At 71.0% G+C, this 14,352-nt stretch carries 17 protein-coding genes; 12 read left to right on the top strand and 5 right to left on the bottom strand.

Annotation, left to right across the window (positions count from 1 at the left end; all coding sequences use genetic code 11):
• Window positions 1-7 precede the first annotated feature (7 nt).
• The gene (locus tag ACWGI2_RS10325) at window positions 8-1,015 is read right to left on the bottom strand and encodes a hypothetical protein (protein WP_453395026.1); all 1,008 of its coding nucleotides are present in this window, start codon (window positions 1,013-1,015) and stop codon (window positions 8-10) included.
• A 137-nt stretch (window positions 1,016-1,152) separates the two neighbouring features.
• Window positions 1,153-2,667 carry an oxidoreductase gene (locus ACWGI2_RS10320; RefSeq protein ID WP_453395872.1) on the bottom strand — a complete coding sequence of 505 codons (1,515 nt, stop codon included), beginning with the start codon at window positions 2,665-2,667 and terminating at the stop codon, window positions 1,153-1,155.
• A gap of 225 nt (window positions 2,668-2,892) precedes the next feature.
• Here ACWGI2_RS10320 and hisD point away from each other — a divergent pair, with 225 nt between their 5' ends.
• From hisD to ACWGI2_RS10270, 10 genes are all read left to right on the top strand, one after another.
• Window positions 2,893-4,218, top strand: a complete 1,326-nt coding sequence (gene hisD, locus ACWGI2_RS10315) for a histidinol dehydrogenase (protein ID WP_453395025.1) — start codon at window positions 2,893-2,895, stop codon at window positions 4,216-4,218.
• On the top strand, window positions 4,215-5,321 hold the full coding sequence (locus ACWGI2_RS10310) for a histidinol-phosphate transaminase (RefSeq protein WP_453395024.1): 1,107 nt from the start codon (window positions 4,215-4,217) through the stop codon (window positions 5,319-5,321). Before hisD ends, ACWGI2_RS10310 begins: the two co-directional genes overlap by 4 nt.
• Window positions 5,318-5,911 carry an imidazoleglycerol-phosphate dehydratase HisB gene (gene hisB / locus ACWGI2_RS10305; protein ID WP_135330188.1) on the top strand — a complete coding sequence of 198 codons (594 nt, stop codon included), beginning with the start codon at window positions 5,318-5,320 and terminating at the stop codon, window positions 5,909-5,911. The genes ACWGI2_RS10310 and hisB overlap by 4 nt, the downstream gene beginning before the upstream one ends.
• Window positions 5,912-5,915: 4 nt before the next feature.
• Window positions 5,916-6,080: a hypothetical protein gene (locus tag ACWGI2_RS10300; protein WP_384255852.1), complete on the top strand. Its 165-nt coding sequence runs from the start codon at window positions 5,916-5,918 to the stop codon at window positions 6,078-6,080.
• Window positions 6,081-6,094: 14 nt separating this feature from the next.
• Window positions 6,095-6,739: an imidazole glycerol phosphate synthase subunit HisH gene (hisH, locus tag ACWGI2_RS10295; protein WP_453395023.1), complete on the top strand. Its 645-nt coding sequence runs from the start codon at window positions 6,095-6,097 to the stop codon at window positions 6,737-6,739.
• A gap of 17 nt (window positions 6,740-6,756) precedes the next feature.
• Window positions 6,757-7,485 carry a bifunctional 1-(5-phosphoribosyl)-5-((5-phosphoribosylamino)methylideneamino)imidazole-4-carboxamide isomerase/phosphoribosylanthranilate isomerase PriA gene (priA, locus tag ACWGI2_RS10290; RefSeq protein ID WP_453395871.1) on the top strand — a complete coding sequence of 243 codons (729 nt, stop codon included), beginning with the start codon at window positions 6,757-6,759 and terminating at the stop codon, window positions 7,483-7,485.
• Window positions 7,482-7,886 (top strand): RidA family protein, encoded by a 405-nt coding sequence (locus ACWGI2_RS10285; RefSeq protein ID WP_453395022.1) that lies wholly within the window; start codon window positions 7,482-7,484, stop codon window positions 7,884-7,886. Before priA ends, ACWGI2_RS10285 begins: the two co-directional genes overlap by 4 nt.
• Complete coding sequence (gene hisF / locus ACWGI2_RS10280; protein ID WP_160504496.1) at window positions 7,883-8,638, top strand: imidazole glycerol phosphate synthase subunit HisF; 756 nt, start codon at window positions 7,883-7,885, stop codon at window positions 8,636-8,638. The genes ACWGI2_RS10285 and hisF overlap by 4 nt, the downstream gene beginning before the upstream one ends.
• Before the next feature lie 118 nt (window positions 8,639-8,756).
• The gene (locus ACWGI2_RS10275; protein ID WP_453395021.1) at window positions 8,757-9,362 is read left to right on the top strand and encodes a helix-turn-helix domain-containing protein; all 606 of its coding nucleotides are present in this window, start codon (window positions 8,757-8,759) and stop codon (window positions 9,360-9,362) included.
• Window positions 9,363-9,376: 14 nt separating this feature from the next.
• Window positions 9,377-10,627 (top strand): MFS transporter, encoded by a 1,251-nt coding sequence (locus tag ACWGI2_RS10270; RefSeq protein WP_453694890.1) that lies wholly within the window; start codon window positions 9,377-9,379, stop codon window positions 10,625-10,627.
• A 196-nt stretch (window positions 10,628-10,823) separates the two neighbouring features.
• On the opposite strand, the gene ACWGI2_RS10265 is transcribed toward ACWGI2_RS10270, so the two are convergent.
• Window positions 10,824-11,225, bottom strand: coding sequence for a VOC family protein (locus ACWGI2_RS10265; protein ID WP_453395019.1), 402 nt, complete (start codon window positions 11,223-11,225; stop codon window positions 10,824-10,826).
• On the bottom strand, window positions 11,225-11,860 hold the full coding sequence (locus ACWGI2_RS10260; RefSeq protein ID WP_453395018.1) for a TIGR03085 family metal-binding protein: 636 nt from the start codon (window positions 11,858-11,860) through the stop codon (window positions 11,225-11,227). The genes ACWGI2_RS10265 and ACWGI2_RS10260 overlap by 1 nt, the downstream gene beginning before the upstream one ends.
• Before the next feature lie 81 nt (window positions 11,861-11,941).
• Here ACWGI2_RS10260 and hisI point away from each other — a divergent pair, with 81 nt between their 5' ends.
• On the top strand, window positions 11,942-12,319 hold the full coding sequence (hisI, locus tag ACWGI2_RS10255; RefSeq protein WP_453694889.1) for a phosphoribosyl-AMP cyclohydrolase: 378 nt from the start codon (window positions 11,942-11,944) through the stop codon (window positions 12,317-12,319).
• Here hisI and ACWGI2_RS10250 read toward each other — a convergent pair.
• Window positions 12,297-12,767 (bottom strand): hypothetical protein, encoded by a 471-nt coding sequence (locus ACWGI2_RS10250; protein ID WP_453694888.1) that lies wholly within the window; start codon window positions 12,765-12,767, stop codon window positions 12,297-12,299. The two genes, hisI and ACWGI2_RS10250, sit on opposite strands and share 23 nt — an antisense overlap.
• Window positions 12,768-12,845: 78 nt before the next feature.
• Between ACWGI2_RS10250 and ACWGI2_RS10245 the strand changes: the two genes are divergently transcribed.
• Window positions 12,846-14,348, top strand: coding sequence for an anthranilate synthase component I (locus ACWGI2_RS10245; RefSeq protein ID WP_453694887.1), 1,503 nt, complete (start codon window positions 12,846-12,848; stop codon window positions 14,346-14,348).
• The last annotated feature ends 4 nt before the right edge of the window (window positions 14,349-14,352 follow it).

Below are 14,352 nucleotides of genomic sequence, written 5' to 3'. Positions count from 1 at the left end.
TGCAAGCCTAATGGTCGCCGGACGTCGGACGTCCGCCACCGGTGCGCAACGGGGTCCCGGAGGCCACCTCGATGCGTATGCCGTCACGCAGTTCCAGGAACTGGCCGAGCGGATCGTCGGACATGCGGTCCCAGGGGAAGGACGTCGCATAGGGCCCGATGAGGCGCAGCTGTTCGAGGGCGTCGCGCCACCGCTCCAGGCGTACGAGGACGAACGTGAGGACGTTGCGGACCTCCGCGGGCCAGGGATCCCCGGCCTCGTACTCCTGCGACAGGGCGATCCCGAGGTCGGCCGCGGCGTCCAGGCGCTCGCGCGGCACGCTCCCCGAAGCGCTGGTGAGGTAGGCGAACGCGGCCCGCGCGGGCAGCGCCTGGATCAGCGATCCCGGCAGCGCGTCGCGTGCGGCGCGCTCGGCGAAGTCGAAGCACTGGCGGTGCGAGCCGTACCAGGCGGCGGACAGGTACTGGAGCGCCGACGCGTGGCAGCCGTAGTGGTGCGAGGAGCGGTGCACCGCCTCGGCCCGGAGCGCGTCGAAGACCGACTGCGGGGCATGGGTGCCGCGCGCGTGGTCCAGGGCGATCCGCCACGGCACGGGGTCGCGCGGGTCGGCCTCGGCGGCCGCGGTGATCAGGGGCGCCGTCTCGCGAAGCAGCTCGGCGCGGGCGGGCGACTCCCAGCCGCGGACGACCGCGAGCTCGGCCCTGACGAGCAGCGCGTCCGGGTCGTGCGGTGCGGCGGCCTGCCAGTCGTCGAACCACTCGGAGCGGGAGCGGGCGAAGGCGGCGAGACGCGTCGTGTAGCGGTCGCGGTTCTCCCATTCGTTGCCCTCGCGCGTCATGGCGAGGAGCTTGGCGGCGGGGCCGTGGTCGCCCCGGCCCGCGGCGACGAGCGCGGGGCCGAGGCGGTCGTCGGGCGCGTCGAGGAGCACCTCGTCGTCGGGGGTCAGACCGGCGGCGAGGAGCGGGGTGTTCCTGACCATTCGAGCGGTGCGGATCAGGGCGCGCAGGAGTGCCATCGTGTGGGTATTGAAAGCCGCAGGTCGGGGCAGTGCCAGGGGGTGGCCGGTGAAGCTTTCGCATCGGTCGTTCGGTTGCCTGACACATGGTCAAGGAAGGGCAAAATATCTGTCCCCGGTGGCCACGGAAGTCCCGCTCAGTTCCTCCGCAGCAGCCTCGTCGCCCCCGCGGCGACCGTCGTCGCGAGCACCCAGCCGAGCAGGATCAGGATCGCCGCGAACCACTGCCAGCCGCCGCGCAGCTGCCAGTAGCTGTCCTGGCCGAGGTTGATGACCGGGAGCAGCAGATCGAGGGCGAAGAGCGCGGGGTTCCAGTTCGGGTGCTCGCCCGGTTTGATCGCCGGGTGGTCGGCGCGCGAGAAGGCCACCGCGCTCACCGCCCAGAGCACCGCCATCCAGAGGGCGGCGCGTCCCGGCCGGTAGCCGTAGGCCACCGTCCAGTCCTGGGCGAAGCCCCAGAGCTTCGCCGCGAGCGGCAGGGTCTCGCGGCGTCTGCGCTGCTTGGCGAGCAGGACCTCACGGGCGTCGGCGTCCTCGCCGCCGTTGCGCAGGACGGTGGCCAGCTTCTCGTACGGCTCGGGGTTGTACTCGGCGGTCGCGGCCGCCACCCAGCTCAGCCGCCGGGAGAGCGGGAAGCTGCCCTGCGGGACGAGGTTCTCGTAACTGAAGCCGCCCATCTGGAGGCCGCCGGGGCCCGGCCAGCTGATCGACTTGTCGATGAGGGTGACGACCTTGGCGCCGGACAGAATGATCTTGCCGCGCTGCGGGGCCTCGCCCAGGAAGCGCAGCTCGGGGGTCTGGACGCGGCGCAGCGACACCTCCTGGTCGTTCTCCAGAACGAAGCGTGCCTGGGCCAGGTCGACGGCGTCCCCGAAGCGCCCGTCGTCGAGCCGGATGCCGCCCTGGCACTCGAAGCGCTGGACGCGGGTGCCGCGCGGGGGAGTCGTGCCGCTGGTCATGGGGGGATCGCCGAGCGCGGCGGGCGTCATGTACAGCGTGCGTTCCACGGTCATCTGCGGGGCGTTGAGCGCCCGCTGGCCGTACGGATTGGCGAGCTTGCTGCCGCGCAGGCTGAAGGAGACGCCGACCTTCGCGCCGCGCAGGCTCAGCTGGCCGTGCGACTCCATCATCTCGGCCTGGAGGTCCTGCCCGACCGAGAGCCCGTCGCCCATGATCGAGTTGCCGCGCCGGTCGCGGTAGATCACGGCCTGGTTGATCAGCAGGTCGGTGCCGATCTGGGCGTCCGTGAGCCGCATGCCGTTGTGGATCCGGCAGCGCGGCAGGTGCAGATCGCCCTCCGTGTGCACGCGGGCCGCCTCCACGCGCGGGATCGAGCAGTTGACGAGGCGCAACGTGGTGAACTTGGCCTCGGGGACGAGCACTTCCTTCTCGAAGCGGCAGTGCTTCAGCTCGGCGTACGGAAGGACCTCGCCGCCCGCCAGATCGAGTACGTCCGTGATCTGGAGGCCCGAGAGCTTCAGTGACGAGACCCGGCCGGCGAGGGCGGGCGGCCCGTCGAGGAGCAGCCAGCACACGATGCGCGCGCGCACGCTGCGCTCCGGACCCCAGGGGTGGCCGCCGTGCGGATCGTCCGCCATCGCGTCCCCGGAGCGGAGGTCATAGACGCTGCCGTTGCGGAAGGCCTGCCACATGCCGATCTCGGCGGCGGTCAGTCCGTCCGGCGGGTCCCCGGTGCCGGTGTCGTCGACCACTGCTGTTGTCCTCCCCGTACCGCGATACGCCTATGTCTCGTACACCTGTTTCATGCCCGCTCGGTGACGGGCTGAACGCTAGTGGTGAACGTGGTCTCCCGGGATCTATATCAGCCAGTGATACGGCGTTCGGCCGGGGAATCAGGGTCTGAGAGAATTGGCCATGTGATCTCCCGAATCGATCTGCGCGGCGACGCCCTCCCCGAGGGTCCCGCCCTGCGCGCCCTGCTGCCCCGTGCCGACTTCGACGTCGCGGCCGCCCTGGAGAAGGTGCGGCCCATCTGCGAGGACGTGCATCATCGTGGCGACGCGGCGCTGATCGAATACGCGGAGAAGTTCGACGGGGTACGCCTCGCGCAGGTCCGCGTCCCCGCGACCGCCATCGCCGATGCCCTGGCCGGTCTCGACCCGCTCGTGCGCGAGGCGCTCGAGGAGTCGATCCGCCGCGCCCGCATCGTCCACCGCGAGCAGCGCCGCGCCCCGCACACCACCCAGGTCGTCCCCGGCGGCACGGTCACCGAGAAGTGGGTGCCGGTCGAGCGCGTCGGGCTCTACGCCCCGGGCGGCCGCTCCGTCTACCCGTCCTCCGTGATCATGAACGCGGTCCCCGCGCAGGAGGCGGGCGTCGAGTCGATGGCGCTCGCGTCCCCGCCGCAGAAGGACTTCGGCGGACTCCCGCACCCGACGATCCTCGCCGCCTGCGCCCTCCTCGGCATCGACGAGGTGTACGCGGTCGGCGGCGCCCAGGCCGTCGCCATGTTCGCGTACGGCACCGAGACCTGCGCCCCGGCCAACATGGTCACCGGGCCCGGCAACATCTGGGTCGCGGCCGCCAAGCGCTACTTCACCGGACGCATCGGCATCGACACCGAAGCCGGCCCGACCGAGATCGCGGTCCTCGCCGACGACACCGCCGACCCGGCGCACGTCGCGTCCGACCTGATCAGCCAGGCCGAGCACGACCCGCTCGCCGCCGCCGTCCTCGTCACGGACTCCGTGGCCCTGGCCGACGCCGTCGCCAAGGAGCTGGAGCCGCAGGTCGCCGCGACCAAGCACGTCGAGGACCGGATCGTCCCCGCCCTGGCGGGCAGGCAGTCCGCGATCGTCCTGGTCGACGGCCTGAAGGAGGGCCTGCGCGTCGTCGACGCGTACGGCGCCGAGCACCTGGAGATCCAGACCGCGGACGCCGCCGCCGTCGCGGACCGCGTCAAGAACGCGGGTGCGATCTTCGTCGGCCCCTGGGCCCCCGTCTCCCTCGGTGACTACTGCGCAGGGTCCAACCACGTCCTTCCGACGGGCGGCTGCGCCTGCCACTCCTCGGGGCTCAGCGTCCAGTCGTTCCTGCGCGGCATCCACATCGTCGACTACACCCGCGACGCGCTTGCCGACGTGGCCCAGCACGTGGTGACGCTCGCCGAGGCCGAGGACCTGCCGGCGCACGGTGCCGCCATCAAGGCCCGCTTCGGGTGGAAGGTGCCGGGGGAAAAGTGACCAACATCGACGACCTTCCCGTACGCGACGAACTGCGCGGCAAGTCCCCGTATGGGGCGCCCCAGCTCGACGTACCCGTACGCCTGAACACGAACGAGAACCCGTACCCGCTCCCCGAGCCGCTCGTCGAGCGCATCGCCGAGCGCGTCCGCGAGGCGGCCCGCGACCTCAACCGCTACCCCGACCGCGACGCGGTCGAGCTGCGCACCGAGCTCGCCCGCTACCTCACGAACACCGGCGGCCACGAAGTCACCCTGGCCAACGTCTGGGCGGCCAACGGCTCGAACGAAGTCATCCAGCAGCTCCTGCAGACCTTCGGCGGGCCCGGACGCACCGCCATCGGTTTCGAGCCCTCGTACTCAATGCACGGCCTCATCGCGCGCGGCACCGGCACGGGCTGGATCTCGGGCCCCCGCGGCGACGACTTCACGATCGACGTCGAAGCGGCGACGAAGACCATCGCCGAGAACCAGCCCGACGTCGTCTTCATCACCACGCCCAACAACCCCACGGGCAACGCCGTCTCCGGCGACACGGTCCTCGCGCTCTACGAAGCCGCGCAGGCCGCCAAGCCCTCGATGGTGGTCGTGGACGAGGCGTACGTCGAGTTCAGCCACGGCGACTCGCTGCTGCCGCTGCTCGCGGGACGGCCGAACCTCGTCATCTCGCGCACCATGTCGAAGGCCTTCGGAGCGGCCGGGCTGCGCCTCGGCTACCTCGCCGCCGACCCGGCGGTCGTCGACGCCGTACAGCTCGTACGCCTGCCGTACCACCTGTCGGCCGTCACGCAGGCCACCGCGCTCGCCGCCCTGGAGCACACCGACACGCTCCTGAAGTACGTCGAGCAGCTGAAGCAGGAGCGCGACCGGCTTGTGAGCGAGCTGCGTGCGATCGGCTATGAAGTGACCGACTCCGACGCCAACTTCGTGCAGTTCGGGCGGTTCGACGACTCGCACACCGTGTGGCAGAAGATCCTCGACCGGGGCGTCCTGGTCCGGGACAACGGAGTGCCGGGATGGCTGCGGGTCTCCGCAGGAACCCCGGAAGAGAACGACGCGTTCCTCGATGCGGTACGCGAACTCAAGAAGGAGCAGCAGGCATGAGCCGCGTTGGACGGGTCGAACGGACCACGAAGGAGACGTCGGTCCTCGTCGAGATCGATCTCGACGGCACCGGCAAGGTCGAGGTCTCGACGGGTGTCGGTTTCTACGACCACATGCTCGACCAGCTCGGACGCCACGGCCTCTTCGACCTCACGGTCAAGACCGAGGGCGACCTGCACATCGACACCCACCACACCATCGAGGACACCGCTCTCGCCCTGGGCGCCGCCTTCAAGCAGGCCCTCGGCGACAAGGTCGGCATCTACCGCTTCGGCAACTGCACGGTCCCGCTGGACGAGTCGCTCGCCCAGGTGACCGTCGACCTGAGCGGCCGCCCGTACCTCGTGCACACCGAGCCCGAGACCATGGCGCCGATGATCGGCACGTACGACACGACGATGACCCGGCACATCCTGGAGTCCTTCGTCGCGCAGGCCCAGATCGCCCTGCACGTCCACGTGCCCTACGGCCGCAACGCCCACCACATCGTGGAGTGCCAGTTCAAGGCCCTCGCCCGCGCGCTGCGCTACGCGTCCGAGCGTGACCCGCGCGCCGCCGGGATCCTCCCCTCCACGAAGGGCGCGCTGTAAAGCCATGACCGGTCTGAACACCATCCTGATCGTCGTCGGCCTCTTCCTGATCGGCGGCATCATCTCCTTCGTCAAGCAGGGGATGCCGAAGAGCCTGATCACGCTGCTCTCCATCGGCGCGGCCATGTGCCTCGCCGCGGGGATCATGCGGCTCGACTACTGGAACTGAGGGGCGTACGCGAGATGAGCACTCCCCAGAAGAAGGTCGTCGTCTTCGACTACGGCTTCGGGAACGTCCGTTCCGCCGAGCGCGCCCTCGCGCGCGCGGGCGCGGAGGTCGAGATAACCCGTGACTACGACAAGGCCATGAACGCCGACGGCCTCCTCGTCCCCGGTGTCGGCGCCTTCGCCGCCTGCATGCAGGGGCTCAAGGAGGCGCGCGGCGACTGGATCGTAGGCCGCAGGCTCGCGGGCGGCCGGCCCGTGATGGGCATCTGCGTCGGCATGCAGATCCTCTTCGCGCGCGGCATCGAGCACGACGTGGAGGCCGATGGCCTCGACGAGTGGCCCGGCACCGTCGAGCCGCTGAAGGCCGACATCGTCCCGCACATGGGCTGGAACACCGTCCAGGCGCAGGACGACTCCCAGCTCTTCGCGGGCCTCGACGCCGAAGCCCGCTTCTACTTCGTGCACTCGTACGCGGTGCACCACTGGGACTTCGAGGTCGGCAACCCCGCCTTCCGGGCGCCCAAGGTCGCCTGGACCACGCACGGCGAGCCCTTCGTGGCCGCCGTCGAGAACGGCGCGCTGTGGGCCACGCAGTTCCACCCCGAGAAGTCCGGCGACGCCGGCGCCCAGCTCCTCACCAACTGGATCGGAACCCTCTAGGGATGTCAGGGATTTCTGTGAGTAAGCTCGAACTCCTCCCCGCCGTCGACGTCCGCGACGGCCAGGCCGTACGCCTCGTCCACGGCGAGTCCGGATCGGAGACCTCCTACGGCTCCCCCCTCGAGGCCGCCCTCTCCTGGCAGCGGTCGGGCGCCGAGTGGCTGCACCTGGTGGACCTGGACGCCGCGTTCGGCACCGGCGACAACCGCGCGCTCATCGCCGAGGTCGCGGGCGCCATGGACATCAAGGTCGAGCTGTCCGGCGGCATCCGCGACGACGCGTCCCTGGAGGCCGCGCTCGCCACCGGCTGCACGCGCGTGAACCTCGGCACCGCCGCCCTGGAGACCCCGGAGTGGGTCGCCAAGATCATCGCGTCGCACGGCGACAAGATCGCCGTCGGCCTCGACGTACGCGGCACGACCCTGCGCGGCCGCGGCTGGACCCGCGACGGCGGCGACCTCTACGAAACCCTGGAGCGCCTCGACTCCGAGGGCTGCGCCCGCTATGTCGTCACCGACATCGCCAAGGACGGCACGCTCCAGGGCCCGAACCTGGAGCTCCTGCGCAACGTCTGCGCGGCGACGGACCGTCCCGTGGTCGCCTCGGGCGGTGTCTCGTCCCTGGACGACCTGCGCGCGATCGCCGAGCTCGTCCCGCAGGGCGTCGAGGGCGCCATCGTCGGCAAGGCGCTGTACGCCAAGGCGTTCACGCTCGAAGAGGCACTCGCCGCGGTGGCGACGTCATGAGTGACATCGTCCGCAGAGTCAGCTCGGGCGGACCGTGGGAGGAGGCCATCGGCTACTCCCGCGCGGTCGAGCTCCCCAACGGCCTTGTCCTGGTGTCGGGTTGCACGTCGGTGGTGAACGGCGTCATAGACGCCGGAACCCCCTACGAGCAGGCGGCCAACGCCTTCCACGTCGCCGTCGAGGCCCTGAAGCAGCTGGGCCTCGGCCGGGAGCACGTCGTACGCACCCGCATGTACCTGACGCACGCGCGGGACGTGGAGGAGGTCGGCCGGGCCCACAAGGAGCTCTTCGACGACGTCCGCCCCGCCGCATCGATGATCATCGTCTCCGGCTTCGTCGACCCGAGTCTGGTCGTCGAGGTCGAGGTGGAGGCGTACCGGCCCGGGGCAGGTGCGGAATGACGCTCTCCGTACGAGTCATCCCCTGCCTGGACGTGGACAACGGCCGGGTCGTCAAGGGCGTCAACTTCCAGAACCTGCGCGACGCGGGCGACCCCGTCGAGATGGCCAAGGTGTACGACGCCGAAGGCGCCGACGAGCTCACCTTCCTGGACATCACGGCGTCCTCGGGCAACCGCGAGACGACGTACGACGTGGTCCGGCGCACCGCCGAGCAGGTCTTCATCCCGCTCACGGTGGGCGGCGGCGTCCGCACGGCGGAGGATGTCGACAAGCTCCTGCGGGCCGGTGCGGACAAGGTGGGCGTGAACACGGCCGCCATCGCACGCCCGGAGCTGATCCGCGAGATCGCGGAGCGGTTCGGCCGCCAGGTGCTCGTCCTGTCGGTGGACGCGAGGCGGACCGCCTCCGGGAGCTTCGAGGTGACGACCCACGGCGGTCGCAAGTCCGCCGGGATCGACGCGGTCGAGTGGGCGCACCAGGCCGCCGAGCTGGGCGCGGGGGAGATCCTCCTCAACTCGATGGACGCGGACGGCACCAAGGACGGCTACGACATCGAGATGATCGCGGCGGTACGACGTCACGTCACCGTCCCTGTCATCGCGTCCGGCGGCGCGGGCCGCCTGGACCACTTCCCGCCGGCGATCGCGGCGGGCGCGGACGCGGTGCTGGCCGCGTCGGTCTTCCACTTCGGGGATCTGCGGATCGGCGAGGTGAAGGAAACCCTTCGGGAGGCGGGTCACCCCGTCCGCTGAGGTGCGATTTGCGTAAGCCCTGGTCACCGGGTGGCCAGGGCTTTCTGCTTGCGAGATGCGAAAGGAAAGTTGCGCAATTTATATTGCGCAAGCTTTCTTTCGTATCTACGGTCGAGGCATGGACGACAAACAGGAGCCCCAGCCTCGGGAGATCCGCAGGATCACCGACATCGGCACGCTCAAGGCCTTCGGGCACCCACTGCGGCAGAAGATCTACGGCACGCTGCGGGTGGCGGGCCCGTCGACCGCCTCGCAGGTCGCCGCCCAGGTCGACGAGGCGGTCTCGCTGGTCAGCTACCACCTGCGCAAGCTCGCCGAGCACGGCCTCATCGTGGAGGCCGAGGTGCAGAGCGGGGACGCGCGGGAGCGGTGGTGGCGGGCCGCGCAGGACACCCTGAGCTTCCGCCACGAGGACTTCAAGGACACACCGGAGGGCGCCGCCGTGCACACGTCGGTCGTCCGGTCCCTGCTCGCCCATCGCCACGAGCAGTACGAGACCTACCTCGCCCAGCAGGAGGCATGGGGCACCGAATGGCGCCTGGCCGCCGACCAGTCGGACTTCCTCGCCCGCCTGAACCCCGCCGAACTCACCCGGCTCAACGCCGAGATCCACGCCCTGATCAAGACGTACGAGGAACAGGGCAAGGCCGCGGAGGCGGCGGGCGACACCGAGGGGCGCGAGAACGTCGCCGTGCATCTGGCCAGCTTCCCCTTCCGGATCTGAGAGGGCTGCCCCACGTGACGACCACCGGCATACGTACGTCTCCCGCCCCCGTCTCCGAGAGGCCCGCGCACAAGGACGGCAATGTGCTGCGCTGGCTCGGGGCCTACAGCGCCTCCGCGGTCGGCGACAACGTCTACTACCTCGCCCTGTCCTGGGCCGCCGTCCGGTCCGGGGGCCCCGCGCAGGCGGGCGTGGTGATGGCGGTGAGTGCCGTGCCGCGTGCGCTTCTGATGCTGGGCGGGGGAGTCGTCGCCGACCGGTTCGGGCCGCGCAGGGTCGTCATCGGCAGCGACGCGGTGCGGTGCGCGGCGGTGTTCGCGGTGGCGGGGCTGCTGGTCGTGGCGAGCCCCGGGGTGTGGCTGCTCGCCGTGCTCGGGCTGGTCTTCGGGACCGTCGACGCGCTGTTCATGCCCGCCGTCGGAGCGTTGCCCGCCCGCGTCACGGGACGGGACCAGCTGGCGCGGGTGCAGGGGATGCGGGGCCTGGTGGTCCGGCTCGCCCACGTCGTGGGCGCCCCGCTCGGGGGGCTCGGGGTCGCGCTCGGCGGCTCCGCGGCCGCCTTCGGCATCGCGGGGGCGCTGTTCGCGGTGTCGCTGCCGCTGCTGATCTCTTTGCGGGTGAGGGAGTTGCCGCCCGACGACAGGGCGGGCGGGCGGACCGCGTGGGGTGAACTCGGCGACGGGCTGCGCTACATCCGCGGGCACCGCGTGCTCGCCCCCCTGATGATGCTCATCGCGCTGGCCGACCTGGGGTTCGTCGGACCGCTGAACATCGGGCTCACCATGCTGGCCGATGAGCGGGGGTGGGGTGCCTCGGGAGTCGGTCTTGTCCTGGCCGGGTTCGGAGCGGGCGCAGGGGCGTCGGCGCTGTTCCTGACCGTACGGGGGAGGGTGCCGAGGGCCGGTCTCGTGCTGTCGATGACGTGCCTCGTCGGAGCGGTGGGGGTGGGAGCGGTCGCGTACGTGCCCGCCGTCTGGGCCGCCGTGGGGGTGGCGTTACTGGTGGGGCTGCTGATCGGGCTGACGGGGGCGGTGAGCGCCGCGCTGGCGCAGACGGAGTCGGACCCGGCCTACGTGGGCCGGGTGACCTCGGTGGGCAGCCTGGTCAGCCTGGGCGTGGCACCGCTGACGTATCCGCTGACGGGCGCGGCCGTGGAGGTATGGGGAACGGCGCCGGTGTTCACCGCGAGCGCGGCAGCGTGCGGCCTCGCCGGCCTCTTCGGGCTGTGCTCGCGAGGCCTGCGGCAAGCGGAACTGCCCCACTGATCAGCGTGGGCCCCCGCACGGCTGGCGGAGACCTGAGCCGCCGCTGCCCGCCCTGGTTGCGGGTAGTCGTTCGAGCAGGGGTGGGGCGCGGAGCTACCGGTACGGCCTGCGTTACCAGGTCCCGGTGTGCGCGGTGAGTGCGGCAGCGAGCGCGGCTGGCGGGCCCCTGCGCCCACGGACGGGCGCCCTCGCTCAGCTATCCCGCGGACGCGTCCTGCATCAGCTGCACCAGGTTCCCCACCGTGTCGTCCAGCACCGCGGTGATCACCGGGCCCTGCACCTCCGGACCCTGTGTGAAGCGGACCCCGAGGTCCGTCAGGCGTTCGTGTTCGGAGCGGACGTCGTCGACGCCGAAGACGATGGCCGGGATCCCCGCCTCGTGCAGCGCCTTGCGGTACGGCTCCGCGATCGGGCCCTCGCCCGGTTCGAGGAGCAGCTCCACGTCCGGCTGCGCGCCCGCCGCCCCCACGGTGACGTAGACCTGACCGGCCACCATGTCGACGTGATGCCGGGTCTCGAAGCCCAGTACGTCCGTGTAGAAGGCGTGGGCTCTGGCCACGTCGTCGACATAGACGCCGGTCATCGCGACCCGGATCATCAGAGGCCCAGCTGCTTCGTCTCGTGCAGTCGGGCGATCGCGTCCTTGTCGCCGTCCAGTTCGACGTTGGCCGCGTCCTGGCGTCCGTGCACGAACATCACGAGCTCGGACGGCTCCCCGGTCACCGTCACCACGGGAGTGCCGCGGTGCGCCACCGCCGTCTGGCCGTCCGGCCGCCGCAGGACCACGCCCACCGGCGCATTCCGGCCCATCAGACGGGCCATCTTCTCCAGGCGCGACCACAGCGCGTCCGAGAAGACCGGGTCGAGCTCGCGCGGCGTCCAGTCGGGCCTGGCGCGGCGCACGTCCTCGGTGTGGACGTAGAACTCGACGGCGTTCGACGCCTCGTCGATCTGCTTGAGGGAGAAGGGGGAGAAGCGTGGCGGGCCCGTCCTGATCAGCTGGATCAGTTCCTCGTACGGCTTCGCGGCGAACTCGGCCTGCACACGCTCCAGGCGCGCGGCAAGCTGCTTGATCAGCAGCCCGCCCGCGGCATCCGCCCGGCGCTCGCGGACCACCACGTGGGCCGCGAGATCTCGGGTGTTCCAGCCATCGCAGAGGGTGGGGGCGTCAGGGCCCTCCGCCTCCAACAGATCGGCGAGGAGAAGTCGTTCACGCTTGGCATGGGTCGACATGCCATCCAGCCTACGACTCGGTAAGAGGTCCGCCCAGTGGACGCGGCCCGGCGAGGCCCCGGAGCGCGGCACAATGGCCCCATGACCGCCACGCCCCCGCCCAGCAGCCTGGACCCCGAGATCGCCGCCCGCCTCAAGCGCGGCACGGACGGCCTCGTCCCCGCCATCGCCCAGCAGTACGACACCGGCGAGGTGCTGATGCTGGGCTGGATGGACGACGAGGCGCTGCACCGCACGCTCACCACGGGCCGCTGCACGTACTGGTCGCGCAGCCGTCAGGAGTACTGGGTCAAGGGCGACACGTCAGGCCACTTCCAGTACGTGAAGTCCGTGGCCCTGGACTGCGACGCGGACACCGTCCTGGTCCAGGTCGACCAGATCGGCGCCGCCTGTCACACCGGCACCCGCACGTGCTTCGACTCCGACACCCTCACGGTCACCTTCGGCACCGAAGCGTGATCGTCTCGCCGTCCCGCAGCACGATGCGGGACGGATCGCCCGCCCAGGAGCGCCCACCGACATCGGCGCGGCACTTCTCCCGTACGCCGCTCACGCCCCACTGGGTCATGAACTGACCCAGGGTGAAGTCCCGCCACTCCTCCGACTCCACGTGCAGGGTGCCGGTGGTGTCGTGCGTGTGCAGCGGGCTGTAGCGGGGCTTCGGGCCCGAGCGGTCGATGCCGATGTCCGCGGGGACCGTGACAGGGCTGGCCCCCGAGTACACCTTCAGGGTGGTGTGGATGTGCATGTCCATCGCTTCGGAGTCGAGCATCTCCAGGCCCGCGGCCCGGACCCTCTCGGGTACGTCCTTGGGGGCGGGCCACACCACGGGGTCGGGCGCGGAGGCAGCGAACGCGGTCGAGGCGAGGAGGAGGGCGAGGGCGGGCAGCGTACGGCGGTTGGTCATCGTCCCGTTCTAGCGGCCGGTGTTCCACCTGTCGGCCAGAAACACCGTCCGCCACCCGCACGGCCGTAAGCTCCTCCCATGGATCTCGAGACCTTCCGCAAGCTCGCGAGCGACCGCCGAGTGATCCCCGTCAGCCGCAGGCTCCTCGCGGACGGCGACACTCCCGTCGGCCTCTACCGCAAGCTCGCCGCAGAGCGGCCCGGCACGTTCCTCCTGGAGTCCGCGGAGAACGGCCGCTCCTGGTCTCGCTACTCCTTCGTAGGCGTCCGCAGCGCCGGCACCCTCACCACCCGCGACGGCGAGGCCCGCTGGCTGGGCACCCCGCCCGTCGGCGTCCCCACGTCGGGCGACCCGCTCGACGCCCTGCGTGCCACCGTCGAGGCGCTGCACACCCCCCGCGACCTGGCGTCCGGGATGCCGCCCTTCACCGGCGGGATGGTCGGGTACCTCGGCTACGACATCGTGCGGCGCCTGGAGAAGATCGGCCCCGGCGAGCGGGACGACCTGCAACTGCCCGAGCTGACGATGCTGCTCACCAGCGACCTCGCCGTCCTCGACCACTGGGACGGCTCCGTGCTCCTGATCGCCAACGCGATCAACCACAACGACCTGGAGACGGGCGTCGACGAGGCCTACGCCGACGCCGTGGCCCGCCTCGACGCCATGGAGGCCGACCTGTCGCGGGCCGTCTCCCAGCCCCCGGCTGCACTGCCGCCGTCCGAGCTCCCGCCGTACACCGCGCTGTGGGGCGGCGAGCAGTACCAAGAAGCCGTCGAGGACATCAAGGAGCGCATCCGCGCGGGCGAGGCCTTCCAGGTCGTCCCCTCGCAGCGCTTCGAAACCCCTTGTGAAGCAAGCGCGTTGGACGTCTACCGCGTGCTGCGGGCCACCAACCCGTCGCCGTACATGTACCTCTTCCGCTTCGACGGCTTCGACGTCGTCGGCTCGTCCCCCGAAGCCCTCGTCAAGGTCGAGGACGGCCGCGCCATGGTGCACCCCATCGCGGGCACCCGGCCGCGCGGCGCGACCCCGCGGGAGGACCAGGCCCTCGCCGACGAGCTGCTCGCCGACCCCAAGGAACGCGCCGAGCACCTGATGCTCGTCGACCTGGGCCGCAACGACCTGGGCCGCGTCTGCGAGCCAGGATCGGTCGAGGTCGTCGACTTCATGTCCATCGAGAAGTACTCCCACGTCATGCACATCGTGTCGACGGTCACCGGACAGGTCGCCGAAGGGCGCACCGCCTTCGACGTCCTCACCGCCTGCTTCCCCGCGGGCACCCTCTCCGGCGCCCCCAAGCCCCGCGCGATGCAGATCATCGACGAGCTCGAACCCTCCCGCCGAGGCCTGTACGGCGGCTGTGTCGGATATCTCGATTTCGCGGGCGACTCCGACACCGCCATCGCCATCCGCACCGCGCTCCTGCGCCAGGGAACGGCATACGTCCAGGCCGGAGCCGGGGTCGTCGCCGACTCCGACCCGGTCGCCGAGGACACCGAGTGCCGCAACAAGGCGGCGGCCGTCCTGCGGGCCATCCACACGGCGAACCGGCTGCGGCACCCCGATGGACGTGAGGGATAGTGGA

The sequence above is a fragment of the Streptomyces sp. NPDC054866 genome (genome assembly GCF_053610745.1).
The sequence above is the reverse complement of the archived record's forward strand: the minus strand, read 5'-3'. Positions and strand labels throughout refer to the sequence as shown.